Below are 15,774 nucleotides of genomic sequence, written 5' to 3'. Positions count from 1 at the left end.
ATTAGTCAAAGACGTACTAGGGCGTGGAGTCACCCGCGGCACGACGTAGGTGCCGGCGCCGAGAGGTTGTTGGTCGAGTGAGGCGAAGCAAGAAAGGTCCCGAGCCGTCGGCGCGGGGCAACTTCACCCCGCCGCCGCGCGGAGCGGCACCCGCACAAGTGACCGGACCGGAGCCGACGGCAGCTCCCGCGCCCAGCGGCAGTCGTCTCTCCCCCCGCAACTGGCGTGTACCCACTCGCCTGAACGCGATTCTCCTCATACCCGTGCTGGTCGGCCTGGTCATGGGCGGCTTCCAGGTGAAGGGCTCGATCGACACCTGGCAGGAGGCCAAGGACGCCGAGAAGGTCGCCAAGATCGTGGCCGCCGCCGGCATCTACGCCGAGGCCCTGCTCAACGAGCGCGACCTCTCCGCCCAGCCGCTGCTGGACGGCGACCGCGACAGCGAGGTCGTCAAGGACGCCCGCGCCTTCACCGACGAGAAGGCCGACGCCTTCCACGCCGAGGTCGTGGGCATGCCGTCCGGGCAGGGCCTGGAGCGCCGGCTGCGCCTGGTCGAGGAGGCCGAACCGTCGCTGGAGAAGCTCCGGCAGACCGCGTTCACCCGCGCCGCCGACCCGGTACAGACCGAAGAGGGCTACGTCACCGTCGAGCACCTCCTGGCGGAGTTCTCCAACGAGCTCGGCCTCGGTACCGGCAACATCACCGCGTACGGCCGTACGGTCTACGCGGTCACGCTCGCCAAGGGCGCCGCCTCGCTGCAGCGTTCGATCGGCACCCACCTGCTGGTCCGCCCGAGCGAGGACCAGGCGGTCTTCCGCCGGCAGGTCACCGCGTTCACCTCATACGCCTACCTGGAGAACATCGCCGTACAGGAGTACGTCTCCGGTGGCACCGAGGCCGACGCCGCTCGCCTGGAGTCGGTCATGGCGCAGAAGACCGAAGAGGGCAAGAAGCAGGCCGCCGAGGCTGCGGCCAAGGACCCCGACTACGTCCCGCCGCCGGACACCATGCTGAAGATGATCCAGGCGATCGGCAGCGGCGCCTCGCCCGAGGATCTCGCGAAGCAGGGCGTCACCTACCAGAACTGGATGGCGGCCTCCACCCTGAAGTTCGAGGGTTACAGCGAGGTCGAGACCGAGCTGATCAACCGCGCGGTGGACGAGGCCGGCCAGATCGCCTCCGACGCCCAGCGCGACGCCTACATCAACGGCGCCATCGTCATCGTCGCCCTGCTGGCCGCGTTCATCATCGCCGGGATCATGGCCCGCCAGATGAGCCGCTCGATGCGCCAGCTGCGCAACGCCGCCTTCGGCATCGCCGAGCAGCGTCTGCCGATGCTGGTCGACCAGCTCTCGCGCACCGACCCCGGCCGCGTCGACACCCGTGTGGCACCGATCCCGATCAACTCCACGGACGAGATCGGCGAAGTCGCCCGCGCCTTCGACCAGGTCCACCGCGAGGCCGTCCGGCTCGCCGCCGAGCAGGCCCTGCTGCGGGGCAACATCAACGCGATCTTCACCAACCTGTCGCGCCGCAACCAGTCGTTGATCGAGGGCCAGCTGACCCTGATCACCGACCTGGAGAACAACGAGGCCGACCCGGACCAGCTGGAGAACCTCTTCAAGCTGGACCACCTGGCGACCCGTATGCGACGCAACGGCGAGAACCTCCTGGTCCTCGCCGGCGAGGAGCCCGGCCGCCGCTGGGACCAGCCGGTCCCGCTGGTCGACGTGCTGCGCGCCGCCTCCTCCGAGGTGGAGCAGTACGAGCGCATCGAGCTCTCCGGCGTCCCGGAGGCCGAGATCCACGGCCGTGCCGTGACCGACCTCGTGCACCTGCTCGCCGAGCTCCTGGAGAACGCCACCACGTTCTCCTCCCCGCAGACCAAGGTCCGCGTCACCGCGACCCGTCTCCCCGACGGCCGTGTGATGATCGAGATCCACGACAAGGGCATCGGCCTCACCGCCGAGGACTTCGCGGACATCAACCACAAGCTGGCCAACCCGCCGACCGTGGACGCCGCGATCTCGCAGCGCATGGGTCTCTTCGTGGTCGGCCGGCTGTCCGACCGGCACGGCATCCGCGTCCAGCTGCGTCCCTCGGGCGAGCAGGCCGGTACGACCTCGCTGGTCATGCTCCCGGACGTCATCACCCATGGTGGCGGTGGCGAGCAGCAGCAGCCGCAGGCCGACCAGTTCACGGTCTCGCAGATCATCCCGGAGCAGCAGCACTCGTTCCAGCAGCCGGGCCTGGCCCCGATGCGGACCGCCGCCGAGCTGGGCTTCGACGACAGCCGCTACGAGGTTCCGGACGACATCCGCGACCTGGACCCCGTGGGCCGTTCGCTGATGCGCGAGGAGCGTCGCGCGGCCCTGGAGTCCCAGGCGCACCCGAACCCGCAGCTGCCCGCGGGCGAGGCGCCGCGCTACGGCGACGACTTCCAGGCGCCCGAGCCGTCCTACGGCAACGGCGCGACCGCGTACGTGGACCCGCAGCGGTCGTTCGACCAGCAGACGGCGTACGAGGAGCCGCAGCAGCCGTCGTACGACGAGGCGTACTTCGGCCAGGGCAACGGCACGGCGAACGGCAACGGGCACCTGCCGGGCGGGAACGACACGTTCTCCGCCACCGGCGGTTACCCTGAGCCCGGCTATGCGGAGTCCGGCCAGGAGAGCCACACGGCGGCCGGCGCGAACGCCCCGGAGACCTACTCGGGCTTCGAAGAGCCGTCCTATCAGGACGACTGGCCGCAGCAGCAGGACTACCAGGGCGCGTACCGCTCCGAGTACGCTCCGGAACCGGAACCTACGCAGGCCGCTGACGTGAAGGAGCCGGACAGCGTAGGCTTCGACCGTCCGGGATCCACCCCTTCCGCCGGCCACGCGCTGACCAACGCCGGCCTGCCCCGCCGCGGCTCCACCGCGAGCGCGGGCGGCACGAGCGCGGGCGCCGCGAACGGACGACAGGATGTGGCCCAGGACCAGCCGACGGCCGGGGGACCAAACGGCGACTGGCGCTCGGCCAACGACGCGCGCTGGCAGCAGGCCTCCCAGCTGAAGAAGCCCAAGGCAGGCGGGGTCACCTCCTCCGGTCTGCCGCGGCGGGTGCCCAAGGCCAACCTGGTCGAAGGCGCCGCCCAGACGACCCCGCAGGGAGGTCCACAGATCTCCCGCGCTCCCGAGGACGTCCGGGGCAGGCTGAGCAACCTGCGCCGGGGTGTGCAGCGTGGGCGCAACGCAGGCAGTGAAACGAACGGCCAGGGCTTCGGTCCTGACAGCACCTACAACCAGGAGCGTTAGTGTGAGCCCGATGAGCCAGGCGGCGCAGAACCTGAACTGGTTGATCACCAATTTCGTGGACAACACCCCCGGGGTGTCGCACACGGTGGTGGTCTCCGCCGACGGACTCCTTCTGGCGATGTCCGAAGGTTTTCCGCGTGACCGAGCCGATCAGCTGGCGGCCGTCGCGTCGGGTCTGACCTCTCTGACCGCGGGTGCGTCCCGCATTTTCGAGGGTGGCAGCGTCAATCAGACGGTTGTGGAGATGGAGCGGGGATTCCTGTTCATCATGTCCGTTTCCGATGGTTCCTCGCTCGCCGTTCTCGCACATCCGGAAGCCGACATCGGTCTCATCGGGTACGAGATGGCCCTTCTGGTGGATCGTGCCGGTTCGGTCCTGACCCCCGATCTTCGTGCGGAGCTTCAGGGCAGCCTGCTCAACTAACAGTCAGACGGTGCGTTTTGGCGTCCCGGGGCCGTAAGGTTTCGGGACGCGGCTTCCCATGAGCCATGGATGCCAGCACAGTCGGAGGAGGAGAGAACGTGGCAACACCCCCAGGCGGTTCATCGTCGGGCAACTGGTCCTACCCTGGCCAGGGGCCGGGCCAGGGTGACCAGAACCGGTACAACTTCCCCTCCGCACCCAGCCGTCAGCAGCCGTACACACCGCAGGGCCCCGGCCCTTCGCCGTACGACCAGCCGCCGGCGCCGCGCATCCAGCCCGTGCAGCCGCAACGCCGCACCCCTGAGCCGTCGCCCGCCGGGGCGTCGCACAACCCCCTGGTGCGCCCGTACGCCATGACAGGCGGCCGCACCAGGCCGCGCTACCAGCTCGCCATCGAGGCGCTGGTGCACACCACCGCGCAGCCGCACCAGATGCAGGGCCAGTTGCCCGAGCATCAGCGGATCTGCAACCTCTGCCGGGAAATCAAGTCGGTGGCCGAGATCTCGGCCCTCCTGACGATCCCTCTCGGCGTGGCCAGGATCCTCGTCGCCGACTTGGCGGAGGCAGGCCTGGTCGCCATTCATCAGCCCGGCGGCGACGAGAGCGCCGGCGGCCAGCCAGACGTGACACTGCTCGAAAGGGTGCTCAGTGGACTTCGCAAGCTCTAGCGGCGGTCCTTCCCGCTCCACCACCTCGGCGAAGATCGTGGTGGCGGGTGGCTTCGGCGTGGGCAAGACCACGTTCGTCGGGGCCGTCTCGGAGATCAACCCGCTGCGTACCGAGGCCGTCATGACGTCCGCGTCCGCGGGCATCGACGACCTCACCCACACCGGAGACAAGACGACCACCACGGTCGCCATGGACTTCGGCCGCATCACCCTCGACCAGGACCTGATCCTGTACCTGTTCGGCACCCCCGGCCAGGACCGCTTCTGGTTCATGTGGGACGACCTCGTACGCGGCGCCATCGGCGCCATCGTCCTCGTCGACACCCGCCGCCTCGCCGACTGCTTCCCCGCCGTCGACTACTTCGAGAACAGCGGCCTCCCCTTCGTCATCGCGTTGAACGGCTTCGACGGCCAGCAGCCGTACAACCCGGACGAAGTCCGCGAGGCGCTCCAGATCGGCCCTGACACACCGATCATCACGACGGACGCGCGGCATCGCTCGGACGCGAAGAGCGCCCTGATCACCCTGGTCGAGCACGCTCTCATGGCCCGCCTGCGGTAGGCCTGCGGCGCTCAGCCGTACGAAGGGGCCCCTCTGTCGCAGAGGGGCCCCTTCGTCGTGTGTTCAGCGCCATCCGGGTGCGGCGTGCTCGACGGCTTGCGGTTCGTCGTGGTTGCTCGCGCAGGTCCCCGCGCCCCTGAAAAGCACGGGGTGCGCCCGAGTCTTCCAGGGGCGCGGGGAACTGCGCGGGCAACCACACACGACCCGCGGCCGACGACGATCCGACGTCACGACGGCGCTGATCGGGAGCCAGGCACGACGAAGGGGCCCCTCTGCCGGAGAGGGGCCCCTTCGTACGGTTCAGCGGCGCAGCCTCAGCGCCAGCTGTGCGGTGCCCTGAAACCGGGCTCGCGCTCCAGGCGGCGCCAGCCCGCGCGGGGGCGGCCCCGGTGGGCCGGGGCCTCGGCCGGCTGCGCGGCGGCGCGGGCGAGGAGCAGCGCGGTGATCGCGGCCACTTCTTCCGGCTCGGCGTGGCCCTTCTCGACGCGAATATCAGGAAGCTTCATGGGTGTCAGTCTCCGTGGATGAGGTTTCCGCAGGGGTACCGCGAAGGAACCGTCGGGTTACTGCGGCGGGTTGCCGTGCTTGCGGGACGGCAGGTCCGCGTGCTTGGTGTGGAGCATCGCGAGGGAGCGGATGAGGACCGCGCGGGTGTCCGCGGGGTCGATCACGTCGTCCACGAGGCCGCGCTCGGCCGCGTAGTACGGGTGCATCAGCTCGGCCTTGTACTCCTTGACCATGCGGACCCGCATGGCCTCGGGGTCCTCGGCGTCGGCGATCTGCCGACGGAAGATGACGTTGGCGGCACCTTCGGCGCCCATGACGGCGATCTCGTTGGTCGGCCACGCGTAGGTGAGGTCGGCGCCGATGGACTGGCTGTCCATGACGATGTAGGCACCTCCGTACGCCTTGCGCAGGATGAGGGAGATCCGGGGCACGGTCGCGTTGCAGTACGCGTACAACAGCTTCGCGCCGTGGCGGATGATTCCGCCGTGCTCCTGGTCGACGCCCGGGAGGAACCCGGGGACATCCAGCAGCGTGATGATCGGAATGTTAAAAGCGTCGCACATCTGGACAAAACGTGCAGCTTTTTCCGAGGCCTCGATGTCCAGGACGCCCGCGAGGGACTGCGGCTGGTTGGCGACGATGCCGACCACCTGGCCGTCGAGACGACCCAGCGCGCAGATGATGTTGCGGGCCCAGCGCTCGTGGACCTCCAGGTAGTCGCCGTCGTCGACGATCTCCTCGATGACCTTGGTCATGTCGTACGGCCGGTTGCCGTCGGCCGGGACCAGGTCGAGGAGGACGTCGCCGCGGCGGTCCGCCGCGTCGGAGGGCTCCACGCGCGGCGGGTTCTCGCGGTTGTTCTGCGGAAGCATCGACAGGAGGTAGCGCACCTCGGCGATGCATGTCTCCTCGTCGTCGTAGGCGAAGTGGGCCACGCCGCTGGTCTCGGCGTGCACGTCCGCGCCACCGAGGCCGTTCTGGGTGATCTCCTCGCCGGTGACCGCCTTGACGACGTCCGGGCCCGTGATGAACATCTGCGACGTCTCGCGGACCATGAACACGAAGTCCGTGAGGGCGGGGCTGTAGGCCGCGCCGCCCGCGCACGGGCCGAGCATCACGCTGATCTGCGGGATGACACCGGACGCCCTGGTGTTGCGCTGGAAGATGCCGCCGTACCCGGCGAGGGCGGAGACGCCCTCCTGGATACGGGCGCCCGCGCCGTCGTTGAGCGAGACGAGCGGAGCGCCGGCCGCGATGGCCATGTCCATGATCTTGTGGATCTTCGTGGCGTGGGCCTCGCCGAGGGCACCGCCGAAGATACGGAAGTCATGGGCGTAGACGAAGACCGTACGGCCCTCCACCGTGCCCCAGCCGGTGACGACACCGTCGGTGTACGGCTTCTTGGCCTCCAGACCGAATCCGGTGGCCCGGTGCCGGCGCAGCTGCTCGACCTCGTTGAAGGAGCCCGGGTCCAGCAGCAGCTCGATGCGCTCCCGGGAGGTCAGCTTGCCCTTGGCATGCTGCGCCTCGGTCGCCTTCTCGCTGGGACCGGCCAACGCCTGGGCACGAATCTCGTGCAGCTCGGCCACTCGCCCGCGCGCGTCCGTCGGCTCACCCGGTGCCTCATCCAAAACGGTCATGTAGTGACCTTACGAAGTTGACCCAGGAAAGCGGTCCGTCGACTCCGTACAGTCTCCGGCGTGTTTTCCTGGTGCCCCTGAACAGAACCTCGTCGGCATACAGCCGAACCGACTGCTCAGGGGGTGTGGGGCTTGTAGGAGTCACACAAAGACCCCTGGGTCCGCTCAGGCGAGAGTCAGGTCACAGGTGTGCGTGGCGCAGGCCGTGCCGGGGGTGACGCGGAGGCGTAGCCGGCCGGCCGTCGACTCCAGCACCTCGACCGGGTCGTCCGCCCTGACCACCGTACGGAGCGGTCCGCGCCATGTGATCTCCACCGGCCCGCCCGTGCGCGGCGGTTCGCTCACGCAGAGGGTAGCGGTCCGCCCCCGGCGGCGCAGCAGCACGCTCGCCCCGGCGGAGGCGGTCAGCGGGCCCGCCGTACCGGACTGCCAGAAGTTGGCGGCCGTCAGACCGAGCGAGGGCACGTGGACGGCCTGGCACACGCCGTCATTGGCGAAGATCGACAACCAGCTCCGATCGGCGGCACGGGCCGCGACGGCGTGGCGGGAGGCTCCGGGCATGAGCAGATAGGCGTAGCCGGCGTTCACCGGATCGGTGCCGTGGTCCAGCCAGAGGGTCTGCCAGCGCCGGGTGCGGCGTTCGGTCGTGCTCGTGGTGTTGATGTCGGACCAGGCGCCGGTGCGGTCCTCCCGCAGGGTGCGCAGGGCGCCGCCGGACGACGGGCCGCCCGGCGCGTCGTCCGGGAAGACCCAGCCCCCGTGGCCCTCCAGGTACGCCCAGTGCCTGCCGCGCACGAGGGGCTGCGGTGCCCCGTCGCCGGCCTCCCCCAGGTTGCGGTTGTCGACGACCGTCTCCACCGGCATCCCGTCCGTGCAGCTGATGTCGGCCCCCAGGCAGATGACGGCGTCTGCGACGCAGAACCACGACTTGCGGGCCCGGAGCGTGGAGCCGAGCCCTTCGAGGTGCTGGCCGATCGCCGCGTACTCGCCGTCCGCGGTGCCGCCGACCCACCGGACCGCGGGCTTCGGCGCGCCCCATTCGCCGCCCTCCTTGTCGGCGAGCCGTTTGGTGGAGACGGTCGTGCCGGGGAGGCGGTACCAGTCGACGGTGGGCCAGAACCAGTTCCTGTACTGGTCGCCGTGCCCCTCGGCCCACCAGAGGGTCGTCCCCGCGCCCGTGTGCCAGCCGCGGGGGTTCTCGCCGTTGCCGCACTCGTAGTGGGCGATGCGGTCGGAGGCCATGGCGATGTTGACCGCGAAGCCCGGGCGGCGGTGGACGGCTCTGTCCATGGCGGCGAAGAGGCGGTGGCCGACGGGTTCGGGCGCGGCGGCGACCGGGGAGTCGGCGACGGCGTGCAGCCGGGCCAGGTCCGCGACACCGAACTGCTTCGCCGTGAGGATCGGGGTCACCGTGTCGCGTTCGATCCACCCCTTGATGCGCCCGTGCCACCGCTCCCGCTCGGCGGCGGTGGCCCCGAGCGCGAGCAGCGCGATGGCGGCGATGATCCCCTGACCGTGGAAGTGGTCGCTCCGCATGATGTGCCGGTCGTCGCCCTTCAGGTAACCCCGGCTGATGGCACGGCCGTTGACGCTGTCCATGACCAGGCCGTCATGGATGAGCGGTGCGTACGCCCGCTCGACACCGTCGAGGACGATCTGCCTGTTCGGATCGGTCACCTCCCAGGCCGACCCGGCCAGCAGCGCGAAGAGTCTCCCCAGTCCGTCGAGCATGACCTGCCCGTACGTCCCCGAATAGGCGACCCAGGTGTGCTGCACGAACGAGCCGTCGGCGTACAGCCCGTCCCCGCGGGTGACGTACGGGAAGACGGGCGAGAGGGCGTCCCTGGCGAGGGCGATCTTCTCGGGGGCGCGGCCGAGGATGCCGCGCAGGGCCACGGAGCGGCAGAGGTCGACGCGGTTGGCGCCGGTGGAGGTGCCGGTGTACTCGCGGAGCATCGAGTCGGGGATGAAGTGGTCGACCGCCGCGCAGGCGTCGGCCCGGCGAGCGGGTGTCAGCTCGTCGTACAGGGCGGCGACGATGTCCAGCAGGAGGCGCGGGCTGCCGATCTGCCACTCCCACCAGTTGCCGTAGCGGGTGGTGGAGGGGTTGTAGACGGTCGCGGTGAGGTGGTCGAGGCCGCGCAGGACGTCCGTGAGGAGGGCGGTGTCGCCCGTCGAGCCGGTGCCCGGCTGCGCGTACGCCTGGGCCATGGTCCACAGGCGGCTGTAGCTCTGGGTGATTCCGGTGGGCGGGTCGAAGGGGTGGCCCGGCCAGAGGGAGCCGGCGGTGGGCGCCATGGCCGCGCGGAACGCGTGGGCGAGGTCTCCGGTCTCGCGCAGGCGGGTGGCGTAGGGCTCGGCGGTGGGGTCGTAGCCGGTGCCGAGCGCGATGGTGAGCCAGCGGCGGCGAAGGCTGTCGTACGGGTCGGCGGCCTGGGCGGCATGCGCGGTGGATCCGGGGTACGCGGAGGGGGTGGCCGCCGTCAGGGCCGCGGCGAGGAGCAGGACGGTACGGCGGGTGGGGGTCATGCTCATGCCGTGTATCATCTCGCCTTCGGCGGGATCAACAGTGCGTGACACGGCGATCACGCCGGATCACGCCGCGATAAGGTTGAAACTTGAACGGAATAGGGCTACGGTGAGCCGTGTTCAGTTCGTTGAACATTGAACGAAATCACTCAAGGAGTACGTCATGGGCATCTTCGGCCGCAACGACACGACCACCGAGACCGCCGCAGCCTCGGCGACCCCCTCCGCGGTGAACCCCGAACTGGCCGCACTGACCGGTGACTACACGATCGACGCGGCCCACACCACGATCGGTTTCGTGGCGCGCCACGCCATGGTCACCAACGTCAAGGGCGGGTTCCGGGACTTCTCCGGCAGCCTGCACCTGGACGGCTCGGACCCGTCCCGGTCCACCGCCTCCCTGGACGTCACGATGGAGAGCATCGACACCGGCAACGCCGACCGTGACGGCCACCTGAAGAGCGCGGACTTCTTCAAGACGGACGAGTTCCCGACGATGACCTTCCGCTCCACGGAGGTGGAGGCCCTCGGGGGCGACGACTACCGCATCACCGGCGACCTCTCCATCCTCGGCACGACCAAGCCGCTCACCATCGACCTGGAGTTCAACGGCGCCGCCAAGGACCCCTTCGGCAGCGAGCGCGTCGGCTTCGAGGGCAAGGCGGAGATCCTGCGCTCCGAGTGGGGCCTGACCTGGAACGCGGCGCTGGAGACGGGCGGCGTTCTGGTGTCGGACAAGATCAAGCTGAACTTCGACATCTCGGCGATCCGGAACGCGGGCTGAGGTTCGACCGTCGCTCGATCCCGACCGGTCATGACCGAACAGCATCGTTCGTGACCGATCGTGATCATGTGTCACCGATGTGGGGCCCGTGGCGCGAGTCGTCCAGGTCCCGGGCGAGGGCTTCTGTCCGTATGACCACCGAGCGACCTTCCAGGAGGTGCGGTGGGTACGCGGCCCCGGACCCGGGCGCGGGCGGCTCGTTCAGGGCCCCAGCGGTGTCCCGGCCGGCCGCTCCTGGGAGCGCTACGAGAGCGCTAGGGGAGCGCTACGGGAGCGCTACGGGAAAGCGAGAACCGGGCGGACGGTGAAGTCGTCATAGAGGTCGTCGCCGTCCTCGCCGTACACGAACTCGGCCATGTCGGGGTGGATGTGTGCGGTGGCCAGGGGCAGCCACGCCAGCAGGTGACCGTATCCGCCGCAGACCGACTCGCCGCCGTCTCCACCGCGGACCTCCGTGGTGTCGCCGGTGATCTCGGCGCTGTAGGTGTCGTGGGCGATACGCAGGCCGAAGGCGTTCGGCTCGTTGTGGGGGCCGGTGCGGTCTCCGTACGGGATGCGGTCGAGAGGGCAGTCGTCGCCCCACCGGAAGAGGGTGCCGGACCCGGCTCCGCAGGCGTGCTCCCACTCGTCGGAGCTCGGCATGCGCAGTCCGCGCGCCGCGAGGACGGCCGGCATGTCGGCGGGCGGTTCGGTCAGTGGTTCACCCTCCACCGCCATGAGCACGGTGTCCAGGACGACGGTGCGGAGCGGGCTGAGCATGCGGGCGAGATGCTCCCTCAGATCGGCGCCGTATCCGAAGCCCTGTTCCTGGCTGGCGGCGTAGTCGGCGGCCTGCTCGGCCGTCGGCCGCCAGGTCTCCGGGTCGAAGCCGAGGATCACCCGGCCGCCGGGTATCAGGGCGAACTCCTGCCCGTCCCGCTCGATCCGCGCGCGGTGGAGGGGCCCGCCGAGGTGCTCGACCGTCTCGACGCCGATCAGCCGGCCGTGCACCAGGTGCGCGGCCTCGTCGGCGACGCGTCGCGCGGTGGCCGGGTCGAAGGAGCGCCATCGGTCGAGGGTGAGTGCGGCGAGGGCGGGGGAGGCGGGCAGGTCGGAAGCGTCGGGAGAGCCGGGAGACATGCGACGGAGTGTGGCACGAGGGTCTGACAGCAGTAGGAGCATCATCGGCCGTCGGCCTCCCCGGCGGCGACAGCGGTCCGCAGGCGTCCGAACGGTTCAGGTCCGGTCCGGCCCGGTCTCCAGCCCGGCGAGCGCCGTCCGCAGGCGAGCGGCCCGGGTGTGCGGCGTCCGGGCCTTGAGCAGCCCCAGCACGACGAGATACCGGTCCGTCTTCCCCAGCCTCTCGAAGGCCTGCCGGGCCCGGGGGTTGCCGTCGAGTGCCGCCGTCAGGTCCTCCGGCACGCCGGCCTCCTTCTGCGACGCGTACGCCGCCGCCCAGCGTCCGTCCGCCTTCGCCGAGGCCACCTCCGCGAGACCGCCGGGCCGCATGCGTCCGGCGGCGGTCAACTCCCCCACACGCCGCACGTTCACCATCGACCAGTCACCGCCCGGCCGGCGCGGGGTGATCCGCTGCAGGAAGTACGACTCGTCGAGGCGTCGCCGGTGACCCGTGATCCAGCCGTGGCAGAGGGCCACGTCGTTGACCTCACCTGCGCCGACGGAACGGATCCCGGTCCCCTTCTTGGCGACCTTGACCCACAGGCCGCCGGAGGGTGGGGCGGGGTGGGTGGTCAGCCAGGCGTCGAGGTGGTCGACGTCGGGGAACGCGCGGGCTTCCGTGCCTTCGGGGAGGGTCATGCTCCGCACGGTAGGCCTGCATTAGGTCGTCTTCTGTCCTATACGAGTCGCTTCCTGTCCCGTCCTCTATGAGTCGGTTCCCGTCCTGTACGAGTCGCTTCCTGTCCTATGCGACCGCGTCCTCCAGTACCCGGTCGAGCACCCGGCGCTGCCGTCCCTCCGGGTCGGGGCCGGACAGCCCCGCCGTGGTCGCCAGCGCCTTCCACAGCGCCCAGCCGCGTGCCCGTCGCCAGGCGTCGTCGGGCAGGCCGACGGCCTCGCGGAAGACCTTCCGTTCCTCGCCGGTGAAGTGGTTCCAGGCGATGACGAGGTCGCAGGCGGGGTCGCCGACACCGGAGGAGCCGAAGTCGATGACGGCGCAGAGGGTGCCGTCCGTGGCGAGGAGATTGCCGACGGCGACGTCACCGTGGAACCACGTCGGAGCCGATGGCCAGGCGGAGGTCAGGGCGTCCGCCCAGACGGCCCGGCAGCCGGCGACGTCGACGACGTCCCTCAGCCGCTCCAGGGCCGCCTCTACCTCGTCGCCGTACACGCTGGGATGGCAGCCGCGGAAGTACGAGTGCCGCCCGGCCGCCGGTCCCCGTCCGCGCGGGGCCTCGCGCAGTTCGGTCAGGAAGTCGCCGAGATCGCGGGCGAGTCGGGTGCGGTCGACGCCCGTCGCGACCTCGACCGTGTCCCCCGGGAGCCGCCTGCGCACCGACCACGGGAACGGGTATCCCTCCCCCGGCCTCCCGACGGCGACCGGCTCCGGCACGGGCAACGGCAGATGCCGGGCCAGCGCGGGCAGACAACGGTCCTCCTTCGCCACGGCGGCCACATAGCCCTCCGCGCTGGGCAGCCGGACCGTCAGTTCGTCGCCGAGCCTGAAAGTGCGATTGTCCCAGCCCTGCCGGTCGACGGGCCTGACGGACAGCTCGCTCCACTCGGGGAACTGGGCCGAGATCAGGGCGCGGACGAGGTCCGGGGTGATGTCGATCATCAGGTCAGTGTGCGCGCACCTTAGAGGCCGCCGCACGCCCTTTTGGCGGGAGCGGTACGCGAGCCGGACGTGAGGCTGGCTGGATCGCGCCTCTTGTGCGGGGACTTTCGGCGTTCTCATAATCCTGCAACAGAAATTGACCTGGGCATGCCATCGAGGGTGATTTCTTGGCGCCTCATTGGCATGCCTGCGTCATGTCTGCGGTTCGGTTGTACGGGTCATCGCATGTCAACCCCCCACGGAAGGCATCACGTTGAAGCGACTCATCACCGCTCTGAAGAGATGTGCGGCTGTCGGTGCCGCCGCGCTCGCGATCGCCAGCCTGCAGCCCGTGTCGGCGGCGGAGGCCGCGCCGGCGCCTGTGGTCGGCGGAACGCGGGCCGCGCAGGGCGAGTTCCCGTTCATGGTCCGGTTGTCGATGGGCTGTGGCGGTGCGCTGTACACGCAGCAGATCGTGCTCACGGCCGCGCACTGTGTGGGCGCGACCGGCAACAACACCAGCTACACGGCCACGGCCGGCGTCGTGGACCTCCAGAACACCAGCGGCCGGGTCCAGGTCCGCTCGACCAAGGTGTACCGGGCCCCCGGCTACAACGGCGACGGCAAGGACTGGGCCCTCATCAAGCTGGCCTCGCCCATCAACCTCCCGACGCTGAAGATCGCCACGTCCACGGCGTACAACACCGGCACCTTCACGGTCGCCGGCTGGGGCGCGGCCACCGAGGGCGGCTCGCAGCAGCGTTACCTGCTCAAGGCGACCGTGCCGTTCGTGAGCGACGCGACCTGCCGTTCGTACAGCGGCTACAGCGGGCTCATCGCGAGCGAGGAGATCTGCGCCGGGCTCGCCTCGGGCGGCGTCGACACCTGCCAGGGCGACTCCGGTGGCCCGATGTTCCGCCGGGACAACGCCAACGAGTGGGTCCAGGTCGGCATCGTCAGCTGGGGCATCGGCTGCGCCCGGCCCAACGCGCCCGGTGTCTACACCGAGGTGTCCACCTTCGCGTCCCAGATCGCCTCGGCCGCGGCCACTCTCTGAGCGAGGTCCTCGCACCACCGCGTACGACGTCCACGGGTCCGGCGCCGCTCAGCGCCGGACCCGTGCTCATGCGTGCCCTCGGCGGGCCGGACCGTCAGAAGCCGCCGAAGTCCCCGCCGCCCCCGAAGTCGCCGCCACCGCCGAAGTCGCCGCCGCCGAACCCGCCGGAGAAGTCGTCCGTGTTGAAGTCGCCGCCCGAGACGTCACCGCCGTCGTAGCCGGAGGCCGCGCCGAAGTCGCCGTAGCCCGAGCCGTACATGGCCGCGTAGGAGGGGGTGGCCATCATGCTGCCGAGCATCGTGCCGACGAGGAGGCCGGGGAGGAGGCCGCCGCCGTAGTAGCCGCCTGCCCAGGGGCCGTAGGCGGGGCCGGCGTCCCAGTACGGGCGACGCCCACCGGACATCGTCTCGACCTCGCGGATCATGGGGTCCCGGCCGTCGGCGAGGCGGGCCTGGTCGGCAGCGCAGACCGGGACCTCGCGTTCGGCGCCGACGCCCGGGGTCCAGGGGACGTCCGCGACCGAGGGGCCGTGGCGGGGGTCGAAGAAGCAGGGGGCGCGGCGTTCGGGGAGCGGGCGGCCCTCTCTGCGGGCGGCGAGCTGGGCGAGGAAGAAGCGGCCGTCCTCCAGGGTCTGGGTGACCGCGCGGACCTCCTCGGGGCGGGTGGTCGCGGCCATGAGCGACTTGGCCTTCTCGTACGCGTCCAGGGCCCGTTCGTAGTCGGCGCGCATCGCGTCGTCGGCGCCCGCCTCGGCGGGGTGGAAGTCCAGGCGCTCCAGCTCCTCGCCGAAGGCGGTGATGTCCTCGTCCACCACCACGGCGAGCTTGGCCAGCGCCGCGCGGCGTTCCTCCTCCTTCTTGCGGCGGCTCCGGCGGACCAGCGCGTACGCGCCCACGCCGCCCGCCGCCACGACCGCACCCGTCGCGGCGAGGGCGCCCGCGTCCACGCCCTCGTCGCCGCCGTCGCTCCAGCTGGAGGGGGCCGTGCCGCCGGGGTTGCTGCGCAGGGCGTCGTCCACGAAGTCATTGAGCTGGGCCTTCGGGTCGCCCGCGCCCTGGACCGCCGTGACCAGATTCTCCACGGTCTGGGGGCTCAGCACGCTGCTGTCGGCGCGGGCGTCGAAGCGGTCACCGAGGCGGACGGCGTACAGGCCGGTCACACCGGTCTCGGTGCGGAGGTTCCGGAAGAGGTTCTGGGCCGGCTGGTCGGCGGGGAGGACGGCCACGAAGATCGGCTCGTCCGCGTCCTCGATCTTGTCGGCGAGGGCTTCGGCGTCCGCCGAGGAGAGCAGGTCGGAGGCGGCCGGGTCGACGTAGACGGGGCTGTCGCGCAGGGCCGCGGCCACCGTGGAGACGTCGGTGGCCGCGTGCGCGCCCGGCGCACCGACCGACAGCACCGCCAGGGCCGCCAGCGCCAGCGCGGCGAGCGGCAGCATGAGGAGGCGGAGCAGACGTCGGACCGATGCGCCCTTCATACCTTCGAAGCTACCTCGATCGGCCGGAAAACGGACACTGAGCCGCCGCCCATTCGTCGGCGCGAGCCGCCGTCC

13 protein-coding genes are annotated in these 15,774 nt (G+C 70.6%); 6 read left to right on the top strand and 7 right to left on the bottom strand.

Going from position 1 to position 15,774, the window contains the following annotated elements; translation table 11 throughout:
- The first annotated feature begins 77 nt into the window (after positions 1 to 77).
- From OG202_RS34510 to OG202_RS34495, 4 genes are all read left to right on the top strand, one after another.
- Positions 78 to 3,299 carry a sensor histidine kinase gene (locus OG202_RS34510; protein ID WP_328224084.1) on the top strand — a complete coding sequence of 1,074 codons (3,222 nt, stop codon included), beginning with the start codon at positions 78 to 80 and terminating at the stop codon, positions 3,297 to 3,299.
- A 10-nt stretch (positions 3,300 to 3,309) separates the two neighbouring features.
- The gene (locus tag OG202_RS34505) at positions 3,310 to 3,723 is read left to right on the top strand and encodes a roadblock/LC7 domain-containing protein (protein WP_037781109.1); all 414 of its coding nucleotides are present in this window, start codon (positions 3,310 to 3,312) and stop codon (positions 3,721 to 3,723) included.
- 98 nt (positions 3,724 to 3,821) lie between these two features.
- Positions 3,822 to 4,391 (top strand): DUF742 domain-containing protein, encoded by a 570-nt coding sequence (locus OG202_RS34500; protein WP_327727665.1) that lies wholly within the window; start codon positions 3,822 to 3,824, stop codon positions 4,389 to 4,391.
- Positions 4,372 to 4,953, top strand: coding sequence for a GTP-binding protein (locus tag OG202_RS34495; RefSeq protein WP_013000463.1), 582 nt, complete (start codon positions 4,372 to 4,374; stop codon positions 4,951 to 4,953). Before OG202_RS34500 ends, OG202_RS34495 begins: the two co-directional genes overlap by 20 nt.
- Positions 4,954 to 5,267: 314 nt before the next feature.
- On the opposite strand, the gene OG202_RS34490 is transcribed toward OG202_RS34495, so the two are convergent.
- From OG202_RS34490 to OG202_RS34480, 3 genes are all read right to left on the bottom strand, one after another.
- Positions 5,268 to 5,459 (bottom strand): acyl-CoA carboxylase epsilon subunit, encoded by a 192-nt coding sequence (locus OG202_RS34490; RefSeq protein WP_257567317.1) that lies wholly within the window; start codon positions 5,457 to 5,459, stop codon positions 5,268 to 5,270.
- 57 nt (positions 5,460 to 5,516) lie between these two features.
- On the bottom strand, positions 5,517 to 7,100 hold the full coding sequence (locus OG202_RS34485; RefSeq protein ID WP_326577013.1) for an acyl-CoA carboxylase subunit beta: 1,584 nt from the start codon (positions 7,098 to 7,100) through the stop codon (positions 5,517 to 5,519).
- A gap of 165 nt (positions 7,101 to 7,265) precedes the next feature.
- Positions 7,266 to 9,635: a polysaccharide lyase 8 family protein gene (locus OG202_RS34480; RefSeq protein WP_328224083.1), complete on the bottom strand. Its 2,370-nt coding sequence runs from the start codon at positions 9,633 to 9,635 to the stop codon at positions 7,266 to 7,268.
- Between the two features lie 157 nt (positions 9,636 to 9,792).
- On the opposite strand from OG202_RS34480, the gene OG202_RS34475 reads away from it, so the two are divergent.
- Positions 9,793 to 10,413 carry a YceI family protein gene (locus OG202_RS34475; RefSeq protein ID WP_326577017.1) on the top strand — a complete coding sequence of 207 codons (621 nt, stop codon included), beginning with the start codon at positions 9,793 to 9,795 and terminating at the stop codon, positions 10,411 to 10,413.
- A gap of 276 nt (positions 10,414 to 10,689) precedes the next feature.
- Here OG202_RS34475 and OG202_RS34470 read toward each other — a convergent pair whose 3' ends face one another.
- The 3 genes from OG202_RS34470 to OG202_RS34460 form a co-directional block, all read right to left on the bottom strand.
- Complete coding sequence (locus OG202_RS34470; protein ID WP_327727667.1) at positions 10,690 to 11,532, bottom strand: hypothetical protein; 843 nt, start codon at positions 11,530 to 11,532, stop codon at positions 10,690 to 10,692.
- 96 nt (positions 11,533 to 11,628) lie between these two features.
- A complete protein-coding gene (locus OG202_RS34465) occupies positions 11,629 to 12,210 on the bottom strand; it encodes a YdeI/OmpD-associated family protein (RefSeq protein ID WP_327727668.1) in 582 nt (193 codons plus the stop codon).
- Positions 12,211 to 12,316: 106 nt separating this feature from the next.
- Positions 12,317 to 13,189, bottom strand: a complete 873-nt coding sequence (locus OG202_RS34460) for an aminoglycoside phosphotransferase family protein (RefSeq protein ID WP_328224081.1) — start codon at positions 13,187 to 13,189, stop codon at positions 12,317 to 12,319.
- A 253-nt stretch (positions 13,190 to 13,442) separates the two neighbouring features.
- Here OG202_RS34460 and OG202_RS34455 point away from each other — a divergent pair, with 253 nt between their 5' ends.
- A complete protein-coding gene (locus OG202_RS34455; RefSeq protein ID WP_327727670.1) occupies positions 13,443 to 14,225 on the top strand; it encodes a serine protease in 783 nt (260 codons plus the stop codon).
- Between the two features lie 94 nt (positions 14,226 to 14,319).
- Here OG202_RS34455 and OG202_RS34450 read toward each other — a convergent pair whose 3' ends face one another.
- Positions 14,320 to 15,699 (bottom strand): hypothetical protein, encoded by a 1,380-nt coding sequence (locus tag OG202_RS34450; protein ID WP_328224080.1) that lies wholly within the window; start codon positions 15,697 to 15,699, stop codon positions 14,320 to 14,322.
- Between the last annotated feature and the right edge of the window lie 75 nt (positions 15,700 to 15,774).

Source organism: Streptomyces sp. NBC_00310 (assembly GCF_036208085.1).
Lineage (GTDB): Bacteria > Actinomycetota > Actinomycetes > Streptomycetales > Streptomycetaceae > Streptomyces.
Note: the sequence above shows the minus strand (reverse complement) of the source record. Positions and strands in the feature narration are given on the sequence as shown.